Origin of the sequence: Kitasatospora phosalacinea (assembly GCF_030268885.1) — a bacterium.
Taxonomy (GTDB): domain Bacteria; phylum Actinomycetota; class Actinomycetes; order Streptomycetales; family Streptomycetaceae; genus Kitasatospora; species Kitasatospora phosalacinea_C.
In genome coordinates this window covers 17804-33555 of record NZ_BSSA01000041.1, presented here as the reverse complement: position 1 = coordinate 33555, position 15752 = coordinate 17804, and the positions used below count along the sequence as shown (strand labels likewise).

Sequence of the window (15752 nt, the reverse complement as noted above, 5' to 3'; positions counted from 1 at the left end):
GCGAACCGTCGGACGGGCTGCCGCTGCGGGCGGCGCTGGAGGCGGTGCTGATGGTCGCCGACGAGCCGGTCGCGGAGGCCAGGCTGGCCGGGGTGCTGGACGCCTCCAAGGACGAAGTGGCCGCAGTGCTGAGGGAGTTGGCGGGCGAGTACACCGCGCAGGGGCGCGGTTTCGAGCTCCGGCAGGTGGCCGGGGGGTGGCGGTTCTACAGCCGCGCGGAGTGCGCGGCGGCGGTCGAGCGCTTCGTCCTGGACGGGCAGCAGGCCCGGCTGACGCAGGCCGCGCTGGAGACGCTGGCGGTGGTCGCGTACCGGCAGCCGGTGTCGCGCGGGAGGGTTTCCGCGGTCCGTGGTGTGAACTGCGACGGCGTGATGCGTACCCTGGTACAGCGAGGACTGGTCGAAGAAGCCGGCACCGAGCCCGAGACCGGAGCGATCCTGTATCGGACGACGAACTACTTCCTGGAACGGATGGGGCTGCGCGGCCTGGACGAGCTGCCGGAGCTCGCGCCCTTCCTGCCCGAGGTCGACGACGTGGAAGCGGAGTCCCTGGAGGGCACGATGATCGCGCAGGCGGTCGCCGCCGCACAGGAAGGGCCGAGGCCGAACCAGGCCGACCAGACGGATATCGACGTACGGACATTTTGATGCGTAGCAGTGGCAACGGTGGCAACGGCAGGAACAGCGGCAGCCAGGGCCGGGGCGGGCAGGGCGGCCGAGGCGGCCAGCAGGGCGGGGGCCGGGGCGGATCGTCGTCCTACGGCAGCGGCGGCGGCCAGGGCGGCCGCGGCGGGCAGTCCTCGCGCGGCGGCTCGGGCTCGTACGGCGGCGGGCAGGGCGGCCGCGGCGGCTCCGGCCGCGGCGGGGCGGGCTCCTCGTACGGCGGCGGCTCCTCGCGCGGCGGGTCGGGCTCCGGCTCGGGCTCGTACGGGCGCGGCGGCGAGCGGCGCGAGGAGCGGCGGCAGCCGCGTCCGGAGGAGCGCCGCTACGACCGCCCCGAGTACGGCGGCGGGCCGAACGCGACGCCCGGGCGCGGGGCGTACGACTCCCGCAAGCCCGGGGCGGCGCCCCGGCCGCGGCGGGAGGGGCAGGGCGCGCCCGGCGACCCGCGGCGCCAGCCGCAGCGCTCCCGGGAGCTGCAGGGCCGGATCGAGGACCGGGTGCTGGCCCGGCACGAGGGCCCCGGCAAGGAGGTCGGCGAGGACGGCGAGCGCCTGCAGAAGGTGCTGGCGCGGGCCGGCATGGGCAGCCGCCGGGCCTGCGAGGAGCTGATCGCGCAGGGCCGGGTCGACGTCAACGGCGAGACCGTGCTGGAGCAGGGCCGCCGGGTCGACCCGGTGAAGGACGAGATCAAGGTGGACGGCCTGACCGTCGCCACCCAGTCGTACCTGTTCTTCGCGCTGAACAAGCCGGCCGGCGTGGTCTCCACCATGGAGGACCCCGAGGGGCGGCAGTGCCTGGGCGACTACGTGACCAACCGGGAGACCCGGCTGTTCCACGTCGGCCGCCTGGACACCGAGACCGAGGGCATCATCCTGCTCACCAACCACGGCGAGCTGGCCCACCGCCTCACCCACCCCCGGTACGGCGTCACCAAGACCTACCTGGCCGCGATCCAGGGCCCGCTGCCGCGCGACCTCGGCCGGACCCTGGCCAAGGGCGTCGAGCTGGAGGACGGCTGGGCCCGGGCCGACAGCTTCAAGGTGGTCTCCAACCTCGGCAAGAACTACCTGGTCGAGGTGACCCTGCACGAGGGCCGCAAGCACATCGTGCGCCGCCTGCTGGCCGAGGTCGGCTTCCCGGTCGACAAGCTGGTGCGCACCGCGTTCGGCCCGATCACGCTGGGCGACCAGAAGTCGGGCTGGCTGCGCCGCCTGACCAACCCCGAGGTCGGCACCCTGATGCGCGAGGTCGGCCTGTAGCAGCCGCCCCCCGGAGCCCGTCCGCCGCACCCGGCGGGCGGGCTCCGGCGCGCGTGCGGACGGTCCGGCAGGGGCTTGACATGTGAGGCACACCGCACGGCCTTGCTATCGTTCCGCCCGGTGGCAGAAGATTGCCACCGAAGTTCGCTCCGGCGCGTGGCGGAAGTGCGCCACCGGGTCAGGCCACCGGGCGGCGGCGGGGGAAGGAACCACCACCATGCTGGACGCATTCACCGTGCTCGGCCTCGGGCTCTCCGACGGCCAGGTGTACGCCGCGCTGGTCGTCGCGCCGCAGTCCACCGCCGAGGAGCTGGCGGAGCACTGCGGGCTGACCCTGGAGCAGTGCCGCGAGGCCCTGGACCGGCTCGCCGAGCAGGGCATGGCCACCCGCGCCCCGGTCGACCGGGAGCGCTACCTGTCGGTCGCCCCCGACGTCGCCATCGGCACCCTGATCGGCCACCGCGAGGCCGAGCTGCGCTCCGCCCGCGCCGAGATGCACCGGCTGATGGACGCCTTCCGCGAAGCCTCCCGGTACACCGACCCGGCGCACTCGGTCGAGGTCCTCACCGGCGGCGAGGCCATCGCCCAGCGGCTGGAGCACCTGATCGAGTCCAGCCAGTACCAGATCCGCGGCTTCGACTGCCCGCCCTACGTGCAGGACCCCACCGTCGAGCAGCCCCGGCAGCGGGCCAAGCTCAAGTCCGGGGTGCGCATCCGCACCGTCTTCGACAAGGAGGCGATCGCCTGGCCCGGGCGGCTGGAGCAGGAGATCCTCACCGGCGTCGAGGACGGCGAGGAGGCCCGGGTCCGCCCGGTGCTGCCGATGAAGATGATGATGGCCGACGACAAGATGGCGATCATCCCGATCAGCGTCGGCGACAGCGTCCTGGACGCCGCCTACGTGATCCACCCCTCCGCGCTGCTGCAGGCCCTGGACGCGCTGTTCGAGGCCGAGTGGGAGCGCGCCGTGCCGCTGCAGACCGTCCTCGGCGACGGCGAGGGCCCCGGGCCGGACGCCGACCACCTCAAGCTGATCGGCCTGCTCGCCGCCGGGCTCACCGACGAGTCGATCGCCCGCTCGCTCGGCTGGAGCGCCCGCACCACCCAGCGCCGCCTGCAGGGCCTGATGCGCGAACTCGGCGCCACCACCCGCTTCCAGGCCGGGATGGCCGCCCGCGAGCGCGGCTGGCTCTGAGCGGCCCCCGGCCCCGGCCCCGACGGGCCGCCACGGGCCCCGGGGCGCCCCCGGGGCCCCGCGGGGTCAGCTCCAGGGCCGCAGGGCCGCCCAGCGCCCGTCCGGGCCGCGCTCCAGCTTCTCCAGGCCCAGCACGGCCGTCCGGTTCAGCCGCCCGTAGATGTGCGGGAACAGCACCCCCTCGGTGGCGCCCGGGGGCGGCCCGCCGGTGGCCGCCTCCCACTTCACCATCGGCTCGACCAGGCGCTCCTCGATCAGCAGCGCCATCAGCGGGTCCGGCGCGTCCCGGAAGAACAGGTTGGCCACCGCCAGCGCCGTCGGCTCGTCCGGCGAGCAGTGCAGGAAGCCCTCGGTCAGCAGGGACGCGGCGGTGTACGGCCGACCCGGGTCGCGCAGCCAGTCGTCCAGCGGGGCGAGATGGTAGATCATGGCTCTTTTGTACCCTCCGTGGACCGGGCGGCGGGGCCAAGGGCGCGGCTCACAGGCCCGCCACCTTCGCCGTCGCCGCGATCTCGTACACCAGCGTCACCGTCCGGCGGCCGCCCGGCGGCAGCGGGACCTCCCAGCGGGCGATGCCCTCCGCGTCCAGTTCGTCCGGGGGCGGGGAGCAGTGCTCCTTGCGCAGCCGGACCTGGACCGCCGACACCTCCGAGACCGGGATGCGCTCGCGGACCGTCACGACCCGCTCGGCGTCCTCGCCCGGGGCGGAGAAGCGCGACAGGTGCAGGCGCACCGTGCGGGTCACCAGCGTCCGCTGGCCGGCCAGGCCCGCGCCCTCGCGGCGCTCGTCCGACTCCCGGACCACCCGCAGGCCGTCCGAGGAGCCGAAGGCCAGGCGCACCGGGGCGCCCGCCGCCGTGAACTCCAGGGCGCCCCGGCCGGTGTAGCCCGAGCCGCGGACCAGGTCCACCGGGCCCGCCAGCAGCGCGTGGCCCGCCGCGTTGCGGAAGTGCACCACCTCCGTCACCGCCTCGGACAGCTCCGGCGCCGCCGCGAACTCGCTGCGCGCCGCCGCCTCGAACGCGCTCACCGGCACCCGGTGCGCCCGGCCGTCCGCGGCCACCGACACCGGGCCGTCCACCCGCAGCACCCGCACCTCGCCGCCGTCGTCCACGCCCGGCAGGCCCGGCTCCAGCGGGCCGGCGTCGGAGACCGCCTGCTCGCGCAGCTCCACCTCCACCGTCCGCTTCTCCTGCGCCGAGCGCTCCCGCAGCACCAGCCGGTCCTCGACCAGCACCGGGGGCTCGCCCGCCAGCGCCGACCGCGCCGTCGACAGCGTCAGCCGCACCCCCGACCAGTCCTCGCCGGTGCGCTGCCACACCACCGCGTCGCTCTCCAGCCGCAGCGTGCCGCCGACCAGCTCCGCCCGGTACGCCGGACGCCACAGCGCGCACGCCGTCAGGTGGCCCACCCGGGCCAGGAACCGGCCCGCGCGGGTGCACTGCACCGACAGCTCCACGAACGCCAGCAGCTCGGCCGGCTCCCGCTCCGCGAGGTCCAGCGCCTCCTCGGCCCGCGCCAGCTCCTGCGCCAGCTCCGCCGAACGCCGCCGCGAGGCCCGCAGCCGCTCGCCGCACGACTCGCGCTCCGCGTCCACCCGGTCCAGCTCGCGCGACCAGCGGGCCTGCTCCAGCTCGCCGCAGCCCGCGCCCTCGCCGATCTCCCGCAGCAGGTCCGCCGCCAACTGGCCCAGCAGCGCCAGCCTGGCCTGCAGCCGCTCCTGGCGGGCCGACTCGGCCAGGTGCTCGCGCTCCAGGCCGTGCACCCGGCGGCGCAGCTCCGAGTCGTCCGGCCCCGGCGGCAGCGGCGCCGCCGGCTGCCAGGACCGCACCAGCCGCACGTCCAGCACCTTCGCCGCGTCCGTCGGCGCGCCCTCCCCGTCCAGCACCGCCGCGTGCAGCGTGCGGTCCACCGCCAGCGCCGTCACCGGGCCCAGCCGCAGCCGGTGCACGCCCGGCGCCAGCTCCAGCTCCGCCGTCCGCTCCAGCTGCGCCCGGTCCTCCAGGCACGTCACCGCGGTCACCGGGAGGGGAAAAGTCTCCTCGTACACGTTCAACTCCTCCGATTCCCGCCGACCACGGCCTTGGCGGCCGGGATGCGGATCACGTAACCGCCCGTCAGCTCCACCGAACCACCCGGCGGCACCACCACCCGCCGCAGCCGCGCCGAGGACGGCACCTGCGCGGACGGCTCCGCGGGCGGCGACCAGCCCGGCCGCTCCTCGATCCGCACCTCCGGGTCGCCCGACACCGGGACCCGCTCGCGGACCTCCACCGACGCCTCGTGCGGCAGCCGGTTCACCAGCTCGATCCGCACCGCGTGGTCCAGCACCGTCGTCGAGTTCAGCACCCCCGACGTCGACTCCCGCACCTCGACGTGCCGCGCCACCCGCAGCTCCTCCGCCCGGCCCAGGCCCAACTCCCGCACCCCGCCCGGCGCCAGCGTCGGCAGCCCCGCCGTCAGCAGGAAGTCACCGTCCACCGTCACCTCCACCGGGCCGGCCAGCAGCGCGTGCGCCGTCGCGTTCGACAGCTCCAGCACCGCGTACACCGCCTCCTCCACCGACGGGACGCACACGTAGCTCGTGCGCACCCCCACCGGCAGCTCCGCCACCGTCACCGTGTGCCACACCCCGTCCGAGGGGACGTGCGCGGGCGCCTGCGCGTCGAAGCGGTGGTCGAACGAACCCGCCGACGCCCGCGGCCAGGACCCGTACCGCGGCAGCGGCAGCCGGCTCACCTCCTCCGCCCCGCGCAGCGCACCGCCCGGGCGGGACGGCGACGGCTCCGGGAACAGCCGGCCCCGGCGCAGCGGCTCCTGCTCCGGGCCCGCCAGCACCAGCGCCGCGTAGTCCAACTGCTCGGACGACGGGCGCGGGTCCGGCACGGCGGCCTCCGCGGGCGGGGGCGGCACGGCGCCCGGCGGCGGGGCGAACGCCGCGCTGCGCGGCGCGGCCGAACCGTACGCGGCGCCCGGCGGCACCGGGCCCGACGGCGCGGGCGGCGGAGCGGCGGCGGCCACCGGCATCGGCATCGGCGCGGCCGCCATCGGCGGGGCCTGCGGCACGAAGGACGCACCCGGGGCCGCCGGGGCGCCGCCCGCGCGGGCCGCGCGGGCGACGGGCCGCGGCGGGCCCGCGGACACCGCCACCGGGAGCGGCGGCGGCTCCGGTTTCGAGCGCTGCGCGTCCTCCCAACCGTCGAACAGCCCCGCCAGGCCCGCCGGTTGCGCCCGCCACCCCGAGGGCGCGGGCGCCGCCTGGCGGCGGCCGATCCGCAGCGAGGCCAGCTCCGGCAGGCCGCCCCCGCCCACCAGGCTCGCCGTCGACAGCGCCAAGCGCACCCCCGACCAGTCCTCGCCCGTCCGCTGCGCCACCGACGCCCGCAGCACCAGCCGCGCCGAACGCTCGCCCCGGTGGTGCGCCAACCGGTACGTCGGCACCCACACCGCGCCCGGCACCGCGTACTCCACCTCCAGCTCCACCGGGCCCTCGCCGCGCACCGTCAACTCCGCGCAGGCACCCGTCTCCACCCCGCCCGGCTGCTCGGCGCTCGACCCGGCCCGCACCCGCGCCGCCGCCACCTCGAAGGCGTGCTCCGCCAGCCGCAACTGCTGGGCCAGCTCCACCGAGCGCTCCTGCAGCACCTCCAGCCGGGCGTCCACGAACTCCGCCAGCGCCAGCACCGCGTCCGCCGGGGCCCGCCGGTGCCCGTCCTCCCGGCGCCGCTGCGGCGGTACCGCGCGCAGCGCCGCCACCTCGGCGATCCGCGCCCGCAGGCGGTCCCGGCGCTCCTCCAGCCGCTCGACCTCGGCCTGCAGCTCGGTCAACTCCCGATCCCAGGACGGGCGTTCGTCCGGAGTGCGGACCCGCGCCGGGTAGCCCAGCCGGGCCTCGGCGACCCGCCCCGCACCCGACAGCACCCGCACCCGCAGCGAGCCCTCCGCGGCCAGCCGCGGCAGCCCCGCCACCCGCACCCGGCCGTCCGCCGGGAGCACGCCCGACGCCCGGCGGCGGCACACCGCGCCCACCGCGTGCACCACCACCGAGTCCAACCTCGACTCCCACACCGCCCGCTGCCCCGCCACCTGGCCCCCTTCGCCACCGGCCCGCTCCCCGGACCCGGGCGCCCAGTCTGCACCCAACCCCCGTCACCGCACCCGGATTTCCGCTGCGCGTCGGCCCCGCGGCCCGCCCGGGCGGTGTGCGCGGGAGCGCACGCGTACGAGAGGATGAGCCCAGCAGACGCGAACCGCACCCGGGAGACGAGAAGCCGCCATGCGCACAGCCGCCGTCATCGGCACCGGACTGATCGGCACCTCCGCCGCGCTCGCCCTCACCCGCCGCGGGATAAGCGTCCACCTGGAGGACGCCGACGCCGACGCCGCCCGCACCGCCGCCTCCCTCGGCGCGGGCACCACCGAACCCGCCGACGCCCCCGTCGACCTCGCCGTCATCGCCGTCCCCCCGGCCCTGGTCGGCAAGGTCCTCGCGGACTGCCAGCGGCGCGGCCTCGCCCGCTGCTACACCGACGTCGCCAGCGTCAAGGCCGGACCGCGCAGCGAGATCACCGCGCTCGGGCTCGACACCGTGCACTACATCGGCTCCCACCCGATGGCCGGACGCGAGCGCTCCGGGCCGCTCGCCGCCACCGCCGACCTCTTCGAGGGGCGGCCCTGGGTGCTCACCCCCACCGCCGACACCGACACGGAGACGCTCAACGCCGCGCTCGAACTCGTCGCGCTGTGCGGGGCCATGCCGATCGTGATGGACGCCGCCGACCACGACCGGGCCGTCGCCCTCGTCTCGCACGCCCCGCAACTGCTCTCCTCGCTCGTCGCCGCCCGGCTGGAGCACGCCGAGGAGACCGCCGTCCGGCTCTCCGGGCAGGGCGTGCGCGACGTCACCCGCATCGCCGCCTCCAACCCCGCGATGTGGATCGACATCCTCTCCGCCAACGCGGGCGTCGTCGCCGACGTCCTGGACGACCTCGCCACCGACCTCGCCGCGACGGTCGCCGCGCTGCGGGCCCTGCAGGCGGCCGACGAGGGCACCCGCCGCGAGGGCGCGGCGGGCATCGAAGCGGTCATGCGACGCGGCAACACCGGCCAGGCCCGCATCCCCGGCAAGCACGGGGCCCCGCCCACCCGCTACGAGACGGTCACCGTCGTCCTCGGCGACCAGCCCGGCGAGCTCGGCCGCCTCTTCGGCGAGGTCGGCGCGCTCGGGGTGAACATCGAGGACGTGACGATCGAGCACTCGACGGGGCAGCAGGTCGGTCACGTGCAGCTCGCGGTCGCTCCGGTGGCGGCGCGGGGGTTGGCGGCGGGGTTGCGGGAGCGCGGGTGGGGGGTTCGGGAGTAGGCGGGGGGTCCGCTGCGCGGGGCTCGGGGGAGGGGCGGTGGCGGGGGGAACGGGGGCGGGCGGGCGTCCATTAACCTTGAGGGTGAGTCGTTGTGCCCTGAGAGAGAGGTTCGCCCCGTGGACAGTGTCGACCGAGCGTCGAGCGGCCCGGTCGTCGTCGCCATCGACGGACCTTCGGGGTCCGGGAAGTCGACCGTGTCGCGGGCGGTGGCCGCGCGGCTGGGGCTGAGCTTCCTGGACACCGGTGCGATGTACCGGGCGATGACCTGGTGGATGCTCGCCAACGGGGTGGACGTCGAGGACGCGGAGGCGGTGGCCATCGCCTGCGGGAAGCCGGTGATCGTGTCCGGGACGGACGCCGAGGGGCCGACCATAACGGTGGACGGGCAGGACGTGTCCGGCCCGATCCGCGGACCCGAGGTGACCGCCAAGGTGAGCGCCGTGGCGGCCGTTCCGGCGGTGCGGGCGCGGCTGGTGGAGCTGCAGCGCGGCTGCGCCTCGCACGCCGGGCGCGGCATCGTCGCCGAGGGCCGGGACATGGGCTCCGTGGTGTTCCCGGACGCCACCGTGAAGGTGTTCCTGACCGCCTCCGAGCTGGCCCGGTCCGAGCGCCGCGCCGCGGAGCTGCGGGCGAAGGGCGTGGACGAGGCGACCATCACCGCGATGGCCGCCGACCTGGCCCGCCGGGACGCCGCGGACTCCTCGCGGGCGACCGCCCCGCTGACCCGGGCCGCCGACGCGGCCCTGGTGGACACCAGCGAACTCACCCTCGACCAGGTGATCGACACGATCGCCGCCCTGGTGGAGGAGAAGGCCGGTCTGACCGCCGCCTGAGGCGGGCGGGAACGGAACGGCGACGACGCACGTCCGACCGCGCGAGATCCGCGCGGTCCGCGCTGCCCTCCGGGCAGGTACGCACGGCACGCCCCTGGGAAGGGCCGGGCCGGGAAACGGAAAACGGAACATGAGCAACGACACCACCGCCCACCACGGCGAGCTGGGTGACGCCGAGTACGCCGAGTTCATGGCGCTGGCCGCCGAGGAGGGCTTCGACGGCGACGAGGTCGACGCCGAGCTGGAGGGCCACGGCCCGCTGCCGGTGCTGGCCGTCGTCGGCCGCCCGAACGTCGGCAAGTCGACCCTGGTCAACCGCATCATCGGCCGCCGCGAGGCGGTCGTCGAGGACCGGCCGGGCGTGACCCGCGACCGGGTCAGCTACGAGGCGATGTGGGCCGGGCGCCGGTTCAAGGTCCTCGACACCGGTGGCTGGGAGATCGACGTCCTCGGCCTCGACGCGATGGTCGCCGGGCAGGCCGAGCTCGGCATCGAGCAGGCCGACGCGGTGCTGTTCGTGGTGGACGCCAAGGTCGGCGCCACCGACACCGACGACGCCCTGGTCCGGCTGATCCGCCGCTCCGGCAAGCCCGTGGTGCTGTGCGCCAACAAGGTCGACGGCCCGTCCACCGAGGCCGAGGCCGCGTACCTGTGGTCGCTCGGCCTGGGCGAGCCGTACCCCGTCTCGGCGCTGCACGGCCGCGGCTCCGGCGACCTGCTGGACGCGGTGCTGAAGGTGCTGCCGGAGGCGCCGCCGCAGCTGTTCGGCGACGGGCAGGCGCCCGGCGGGCCGCGCCGCGTCGCGCTGATCGGCCGGCCGAACGTCGGCAAGTCGAGCCTGCTGAACAAGGTCGCCGGCGAGGACCGGGTGGTCGTCAACGAGCTGGCCGGCACCACCCGCGACCCGGTCGACGAGCTGATCGAACTCGGCGGCAAGACCTGGAAGTTCATCGACACCGCCGGTATCCGCCGCCGCGTCCACCTGACCGCGGGCGCGGACTTCTACGCCTCGCTGCGGACCTCCGCGGCGCTGGACAAGGCCGAGGTCGCGGTCGTCCTGATCGACGCCAGCGAGACCCTCGCCGAGCAGGACACCCGGATCATCTCGATGGCCGTCGAGGCCGGGCGCGCCGTGGTCATCGCCTACAACAAGTGGGACCAGCTGGACGAGGAGCGCCGCTTCTACCTGGAGCGCGAGATCGAGCGCGACCTGGTGCAGGTGCAGTGGGCGCCCCGGGTGAACGTCTCGGCGAAGACCGGGCGGCACATGGAGAAGCTCGTCCCGGCGATCGAGACCGCGCTGGCCGGGTGGGAGACCCGCATCCCGACCGCCCGGCTGAACGCCTTCCTGGGCGAGCTGGTGGCGGCGCACCCGCACCCGATCCGCGGCGGCAAGCAGCCGCGCATCCTGTTCGGCACCCAGGCGGGCACCCGTCCGCCGCGGTTCGTGCTGTTCGCGTCCGGCTTCCTGGAGGCGGGCTACCGCCGCTTCGTCGAGCGCCGCCTGCGCGAGGAGTTCGGCTTCGTGGGCACCCCGATCTCGATCTCGGTCCGGGTCCGCGAGAAGCGCGCCAAGAAGAAGTAGCGGGGAAGTGACGAGGAGGGGCCGCGGACACCGTCCGCGGCCCCTCCTCGTCACTTCTGCCGTCAGGCGTCCCGGCCCGGGGGCAGTGACAGCACCGAGCGGTGCCGGCCGCCCGCGGTGCCGCCGGCGGCCGGGACGCCCAGGTAGCCGGTGGCGACCCAGCCCTGGCCGTTGGCCTGGGCGGCGGAGGTCTGCGCGGGCATGAACTGGGGCGCGCCCGGGGCCTGTCCGGCGTGCGTCTCGAAGGACTGCTGCTGCGGGGACCCGGACGGCTGGGGCTGCGGTTCGCGGACCGCGAAGCCGGTGAACCTCATCCCCTCCTCGCCGGAGCGGTCGCCGGGCAGCGCCCGGAACATCCGGCGGTACTCGGAGTACAGCGTGTCGTAGATCGGCGTGGTCGACACCGGGTGCTCGGCGTCGTAGGACGGGCGCATGTTCGGGATCGACCGGCCGGCGCCGCCGGGGCCGGACTGGACGGAGGGACGGCCGGGGGACGCGAGCTCGTAGCTGTACACGTAGGAGCCAACGAGCGAGACCGGCTTGGGATGCGGGGGCGCGGCCCCCAGTCCTATGCCGGTGGTGGTGCTGGTGTCCTGGTCAACGGCCGTCCGGGCGGGCGGGACGGTGGGCGGGGCGGGGGCGTGTCCGGCGGCGGCCGGGTCGTTCACGGGGTCGGTCATCGGCGCGTCCCCGCTCAGGTGCCGGCCAGCGGGAGCATCCCGGCGGCGAGCAGGCCGCGGGCCGCGGCCCGGTCCATGGCGATCCGCAGCAGGTCCTCGCGGGGCTGGCGGCCGATGGTGCCGGCCGGCACCGCGTACATGATCACCTCGGACTTGCGGGCCGCCGCGGCCCGCCAGCCCGGGGTGACCTGGAGCGGCTGGTGGGCCTGCCACCAGGCGGCCGAGCCGCCGGTCGCCGAGGGCTGCAGGATCGCGTGCAGCTGCCCCATCGCCATCAGCACCGACCAGCCCGCCCGCGGGCGGGCCGGGGGCTGGTTGACGTCCTGGACGATCTGGAAGCCGTGCTCGGTCAGCAGCGAGAGGAACTCGTCCTCGCCGAGGGCGCTGCCCGGTCGGCCGACCGGCCCGGTCGGCTCGACCACCAGCGCGGCGTGCTGGGTGTCGCCGCACAGCACGATCCCGCAGGTCACGCCGAGGACCGCGGGCTGCGGCTGACCGGGCGGGGCGGTCGGCGGGGCGGTGATCGGCTCCGGGATGCTCACCTCCACCGCCGGTTCCGGCGCGGTCGGCGCGGGCGCCACGGCCCCGGCGGGCAGCGCGGCGTCCGCGCCCTGGCTGATCGACTCCACGGCGCCGCGCAGCTGCTGCTCGTCCACCGGCACCACCTGGGACGGCACGCAGCGGGCGTGCGCGAAGGCCAGCACCGCGGTCTCCTCGCCGACGAACAGGACGGTGCTGGTCGGCTCGTGCAGCGAGTCGCCCGGTTGTCGGCAGGAGGTGCAGTCGTACGCGTCGGGCGCGTGGGCGCCCGCGAGCAGGCTCTCGGCCTCGTCGTCGCCGATCTCGGCGCGTACGTCCTCGCTCACCTCAAGCATGCGCGGCACTGATGACTCCTCGTTCGCCCTGACGTTCCAGGTGCTGGTTCCGGTGCCCCCGGGCGGGACGTCCCGGGCGCGCGGCGCGGGGAGCGCCGACCGCCATTACCAACGGGAGGTTGTGGCTGGGGTCACGGGTGAGCGGCCGGGCGACGGGATTTGCACGGCTCCTGATCGCCGTGTGTGCGCGGAGGATCACATTCTGTCGACGCTGTGCCCGACCTCACACGGGTCAAACTGTGGCCGGGGTCATATTCCCATATGGTTTGATCTTGGAAGAAGCGGATGAAACGGACATTTCTCTTCGATTGCCGTGATCGATACCGCCGGTAACGCCGCTTTGACCTGGGATGACCGGAAAGTGTTTGGCGCTGCGGAGCCCGAATCGTAGGTTTTTGCCCGGTGCAACGAGCACCTCCCGGGTTCACCCCCGACGCACGGCCCGCCTCCGGCTCACCCCGGAACACGGGCCCGGCGCCCACGGCGCGACGGCAGCCAGCCGCCGCCGGGGATGCGGACAGGTGGCCGGGGCGGCAAGCGGCACGTCCGACACGTGCACGGCCCGCCCACCGGACTTGGCGAGCGAACACGGCCCAGCTGGGGCCTGGTTCCGCCTGCCCATCCCGGGAATGTCGAGAGGAATCTCATGACCTTCCGTAACGAGACCGCCGCTGCCACCACCGCCACCAAGCGCAACCGCGTCCGCGCGGCCGTCGTCGGCGGCGCCCTGCTCGCCGTCCCGGTGGCCGGCCTCGTCACGGCCAACTCGGCCTCCGCCGCGGACGTCTCCACCTGGGACAAGGTCGCGATGTGCGAGTCGACCGGCAACTGGTCGATCAACACGGGCAACGGCTTCTACGGCGGCCTGCAGTTCACCTCCTCCACCTGGGCCGCCTTCGGCGGCACCGCCTACGCCCCGCAGGCCAACCTGGCCACCAAGGCGCAGCAGATCGCGATCGCCGAGAAGGTGCTCGCCTCCCAGGGCCCCGGCGCCTGGCCCGTCTGCTCCGTCCAGGCCGGTCTGACCAAGGGCGGCGCCCCGGCGCAGGTCGACACCTCCTCGTCGTCCAGCAGCTCGACCTCCTCGAAGTCGACCTCCTCCTCCTCGAAGTCGACCTCCTCGAAGTCGAACACCGCCACCTCGGACGACACCGCCAAGGCGTCCCGCTCCGAGTCCCGCGCCCAGGCCCCCAAGGCCGCCGCGCAGGAGGCCCCGAAGCAGACCTGGAAGAACAAGTCCGCTGCGGCGACCGGCACCAACACCTCCGGTGGCAGCTACACCGTGAAGTCCGGCGACACCCTGTCCAAGATCGCGGACAGCCTGGGCGTCGACTGGCACACCCTGTACAGCAACAACTCCGGTGTCGTCGGCGGCAACCCGGACCTGATCTACCCGGGCCAGGTCCTGTCGGTCTGACCCACCCCCGGAAGCACCGCTTCCACCGGGACCGCCCGCCGGTCCCACCCTGTCGGCGTGAAGCCGCCACCCCCGGCCGTGGGGTGGCGGCTTCCGCCGTTCCCGGGACGAGGCGGTGCCGGGGCCGTCGCGGGGCCGGTGCCGTCGTGGGTCCGGGGCGGTGCCGGGGGCGCCACCCGCTCGGCGGTGTCCGGAGGGTGGGGCGGCGGGTGCCGTGCGTAGCGTCGGGGGATGCGGATACCTCGCTCGTACGGACGGGGGCTGGCCGTGCTAGGCCTGCTGCTCCCCGCCGCCGTCGCCCTGACCGCCGGTACGCCCGCCGCCGCCCGCCAGAGCACGCCCGACCTGGTGTGGGACCGGCTCGCCGACTGCGAGAGCGACGGCGACTGGCAGGCCGACACCGGCAACGGCTACTACGGCGGCCTGCAGATCTGGCCGCCCACCTGGCGCGAGGCCGGGGGCCTGCGCTACGCCGACCGGCCCGACCACGCCGGTCGGCGCCAGCAGATCGCCGTCGGCGAGGAGATCCTGCGCCTCCAGGGCTGGCAGGCCTGGGGCGGGTGCGCGCGGGAGATCGGGATGCTGTAGCCGGCCGCCCCGGCCGCCGGCTACCAGGCGCGGCCCTCGGGGAGGGCGGACAGCTCCGGGGCGGAGAGGTGCGGGACGCGGAAGACCGCCGTCGAGCCGTCCGGGGCGGCGGGGTCGTCCGGGGCGGCGGGGACGGCGGTCCGGAGGACGAAGCGCAGCAGCTCCCAGCGGTCCGGGTCGAGGGCGAGGACGGCGGTGTGCACCTCCGGGTGGCGGGCCAGCTCGCGCACCTCCTCGGTGGCGCGCTCCACGTGCGCGGCGAGGGCCAGCGGGTCCGGGTCGGTCGGGACGGTGCTCAGGCGGCGGGTCGCGACGGGCGGGACGGGGACGGCGGCGCGGGCCGGGCCGGAGAAGTGCGCCAGCACCGTCCAGTGCCGGACGGTCGGTCGGCCGAAGTCCCGGACGATGTTCTCGAAGCCGCCGCCGCCGACCAGGAAGCGGGCCGCCGCGCCGTCCGAGCGCCACACGTAGAACGGCGCGTACTGGTTGACCGGCGAGCCGTCCGCGCCGCGCTCGCGCAGCAGCCACGCCTTGAGGCCGAGCCCCGGGCGGTCGTCCAGGAGCGGGGCGCCCGCCTCGATCCGGCGGCGGATCACGGCGAGGTCGTAGTCGGCGGGCAGGGTGATCTCGTACTGCTTGGCGAGCACGGGCCGTCCTTCGGGGAGGGGCGGGGAGGGGGCGGGGAGGGGGCTGGGAGGGTCAGCGGGTCGGGGAGAGCAGGGCGAGCAGGCCGCTGACGGCCTGGTCGAACGGGCCGGGGTCGCCCGCCGCGCGGGCCAGCACGTAGCCGCCCTGCAGGACGGCGACCACGGTCGCGGCCGTGCCGGACGGGTCGAGGGAGGGCGGCAGCTCCCCGTTCGCCCGCCCCTCCGCCAGGACCTCCGCGAGCCGCCCGCGCAGCCAGCCGAGGGTCTCCTCGACCGGGGCGCGCAGCACCGGGTCGGCCATCACCTCCGGGTCCTGGGTCAGCCGCCCGACCGGGCAGCCGCGCAGCACGTCGCGCTCGCGGTGCAGGTACGCGGCGACCCGCTCGACCGCCGTGCCCGGGCCGGACAGCAGTCCGTCGGCGAGGGCCCGCAGCTCCCCGGCGGTGCGGGTGATCGCGGCGAGGGCGAGGTCGGGCTTGCCCGCGAAGTGGTGGTACATGCTGCCCTGCCCGGCGCCCGCGCGCTGCTGGATGGCCCTCGGGCTGGTGCCGGTGTAGCCGCGCTCCCAGAGCAGTTCGCGGGTGGCTTCGACGAGGCGGTCGGCGGTGGTGGGCGCTTCCTGGGTCACGACGGCACTGTACATACCAG

At 75.7% G+C, this 15752-nt stretch carries 15 protein-coding genes; 8 read left to right on the top strand and 7 right to left on the bottom strand.

What is annotated here, in order from left to right; genetic code table 11:
• Nucleotides 1–50: 50 nt before the first annotated feature.
• The 3 genes from scpB (at nucleotide 51) to QSK52_RS35870 (ending at nucleotide 3116) form a co-directional block, all read left to right on the top strand.
• Nucleotides 51–647 (top strand): SMC-Scp complex subunit ScpB, encoded by a 597-nt coding sequence (gene scpB, locus QSK52_RS35880; RefSeq protein ID WP_285740479.1) that lies wholly within the window; start codon nucleotides 51–53, stop codon nucleotides 645–647.
• Nucleotides 647–1921: a pseudouridine synthase gene (locus QSK52_RS35875; protein WP_285740458.1), complete on the top strand. Its 1275-nt coding sequence runs from the start codon at nucleotides 647–649 to the stop codon at nucleotides 1919–1921. Before scpB ends, QSK52_RS35875 begins: the two co-directional genes overlap by 1 nt.
• Nucleotides 1922–2138: 217 nt before the next feature.
• Nucleotides 2139–3116 carry a helix-turn-helix domain-containing protein gene (locus QSK52_RS35870; RefSeq protein WP_285740457.1) on the top strand — a complete coding sequence of 326 codons (978 nt, stop codon included), beginning with the start codon at nucleotides 2139–2141 and terminating at the stop codon, nucleotides 3114–3116.
• A 66-nt stretch (nucleotides 3117–3182) separates the two neighbouring features.
• Here the strand turns inward: QSK52_RS35870 and QSK52_RS35865 are convergent, their stop codons facing one another.
• Genes QSK52_RS35865 through QSK52_RS35855 form a run of 3 tightly spaced genes read right to left on the bottom strand, consistent with a single transcriptional unit; the run spans nucleotide 3183 to nucleotide 7202 of the window.
• A complete protein-coding gene (locus tag QSK52_RS35865; RefSeq protein WP_285740456.1) occupies nucleotides 3183–3545 on the bottom strand; it encodes a DUF952 domain-containing protein in 363 nt (120 codons plus the stop codon).
• 49 nt (nucleotides 3546–3594) lie between these two features.
• The gene (locus QSK52_RS35860) at nucleotides 3595–5172 is read right to left on the bottom strand and encodes a mucoidy inhibitor MuiA family protein (protein ID WP_285740455.1); all 1578 of its coding nucleotides are present in this window, start codon (nucleotides 5170–5172) and stop codon (nucleotides 3595–3597) included.
• Nucleotides 5169–7202: a DUF4139 domain-containing protein gene (locus QSK52_RS35855; RefSeq protein WP_285740454.1), complete on the bottom strand. Its 2034-nt coding sequence runs from the start codon at nucleotides 7200–7202 to the stop codon at nucleotides 5169–5171. The genes QSK52_RS35860 and QSK52_RS35855 overlap by 4 nt, the downstream gene beginning before the upstream one ends.
• Before the next feature lie 190 nt (nucleotides 7203–7392).
• Here QSK52_RS35855 and QSK52_RS35850 point away from each other — a divergent pair, with 190 nt between their 5' ends.
• The 3 genes from QSK52_RS35850 to der all read left to right on the top strand — a co-directional run bounded on the left by QSK52_RS35850 (nucleotide 7393) and on the right by der (nucleotide 10897).
• On the top strand, nucleotides 7393–8478 hold the full coding sequence (locus tag QSK52_RS35850; RefSeq protein WP_285740453.1) for a prephenate dehydrogenase: 1086 nt from the start codon (nucleotides 7393–7395) through the stop codon (nucleotides 8476–8478).
• Nucleotides 8479–8595: 117 nt separating this feature from the next.
• Nucleotides 8596–9312, top strand: a complete 717-nt coding sequence (gene cmk, locus QSK52_RS35845) for a (d)CMP kinase (RefSeq protein WP_285740452.1) — start codon at nucleotides 8596–8598, stop codon at nucleotides 9310–9312.
• Between the two features lie 130 nt (nucleotides 9313–9442).
• Entirely contained in the window at nucleotides 9443–10897 is a 1455-nt protein-coding gene (gene der / locus QSK52_RS35840; RefSeq protein ID WP_285740451.1) for a ribosome biogenesis GTPase Der, read from the top strand.
• Between the two features lie 62 nt (nucleotides 10898–10959).
• Here the strand turns inward: der and QSK52_RS35835 are convergent, their stop codons facing one another.
• Together QSK52_RS35835 and QSK52_RS35830 are read right to left on the bottom strand one after the other, a co-directional pair.
• Nucleotides 10960–11577: a hypothetical protein gene (locus QSK52_RS35835; RefSeq protein ID WP_285740450.1), complete on the bottom strand. Its 618-nt coding sequence runs from the start codon at nucleotides 11575–11577 to the stop codon at nucleotides 10960–10962.
• A 14-nt stretch (nucleotides 11578–11591) separates the two neighbouring features.
• On the bottom strand, nucleotides 11592–12452 hold the full coding sequence (locus QSK52_RS35830) for a hypothetical protein (protein WP_285740478.1): 861 nt from the start codon (nucleotides 12450–12452) through the stop codon (nucleotides 11592–11594).
• 646 nt (nucleotides 12453–13098) lie between these two features.
• Here QSK52_RS35830 and QSK52_RS35825 point away from each other — a divergent pair.
• Together QSK52_RS35825 and QSK52_RS35820 are read left to right on the top strand one after the other, a co-directional pair.
• Nucleotides 13099–13869, top strand: a complete 771-nt coding sequence (locus QSK52_RS35825; RefSeq protein ID WP_285740449.1) for a transglycosylase family protein — start codon at nucleotides 13099–13101, stop codon at nucleotides 13867–13869.
• Nucleotides 13870–14100: 231 nt separating this feature from the next.
• Nucleotides 14101–14457: a transglycosylase family protein gene (locus tag QSK52_RS35820; RefSeq protein ID WP_285740448.1), complete on the top strand. Its 357-nt coding sequence runs from the start codon at nucleotides 14101–14103 to the stop codon at nucleotides 14455–14457.
• A gap of 20 nt (nucleotides 14458–14477) precedes the next feature.
• Here the strand turns inward: QSK52_RS35820 and QSK52_RS35815 are convergent, their stop codons facing one another.
• On the bottom strand, nucleotides 14478–15104 hold the full coding sequence (locus QSK52_RS35815; protein ID WP_285740447.1) for a DUF4865 family protein: 627 nt from the start codon (nucleotides 15102–15104) through the stop codon (nucleotides 14478–14480).
• 52 nt (nucleotides 15105–15156) lie between these two features.
• A complete protein-coding gene (locus QSK52_RS35810; RefSeq protein ID WP_285740446.1) occupies nucleotides 15157–15747 on the bottom strand; it encodes a TetR/AcrR family transcriptional regulator in 591 nt (196 codons plus the stop codon).
• Nucleotides 15748–15752 lie beyond the last annotated feature (5 nt).

Coding starts and splice junctions, on each gene's coding strand:
- scpB (WP_285740479.1), top strand. CDS start 51: ATGGTCGCCGACGAGCCGGTCGCGGAGGCCAGGCTGGCCGGGGTGCTG.
- QSK52_RS35875 (WP_285740458.1), top strand. CDS start 647: ATGCGTAGCAGTGGCAACGGTGGCAACGGCAGGAACAGCGGCAGCCAG.
- QSK52_RS35870 (WP_285740457.1), top strand. CDS start 2,139: ATGCTGGACGCATTCACCGTGCTCGGCCTCGGGCTCTCCGACGGCCAG.
- QSK52_RS35865 (WP_285740456.1), bottom strand. CDS start 3,545: ATGATCTACCATCTCGCCCCGCTGGACGACTGGCTGCGCGACCCGGGT.
- QSK52_RS35850 (WP_285740453.1), top strand. CDS start 7,393: ATGCGCACAGCCGCCGTCATCGGCACCGGACTGATCGGCACCTCCGCC.
- der (WP_285740451.1), top strand. CDS start 9,443: ATGAGCAACGACACCACCGCCCACCACGGCGAGCTGGGTGACGCCGAG.
- QSK52_RS35835 (WP_285740450.1), bottom strand. CDS start 11,577: ATGACCGACCCCGTGAACGACCCGGCCGCCGCCGGACACGCCCCCGCC.
- QSK52_RS35830 (WP_285740478.1), bottom strand. CDS start 12,452: ATGCTTGAGGTGAGCGAGGACGTACGCGCCGAGATCGGCGACGACGAG.
- QSK52_RS35825 (WP_285740449.1), top strand. CDS start 13,099: ATGACCTTCCGTAACGAGACCGCCGCTGCCACCACCGCCACCAAGCGC.
- QSK52_RS35820 (WP_285740448.1), top strand. CDS start 14,101: ATGCGGATACCTCGCTCGTACGGACGGGGGCTGGCCGTGCTAGGCCTG.
- QSK52_RS35810 (WP_285740446.1), bottom strand. CDS start 15,747: ATGTACAGTGCCGTCGTGACCCAGGAAGCGCCCACCACCGCCGACCGC.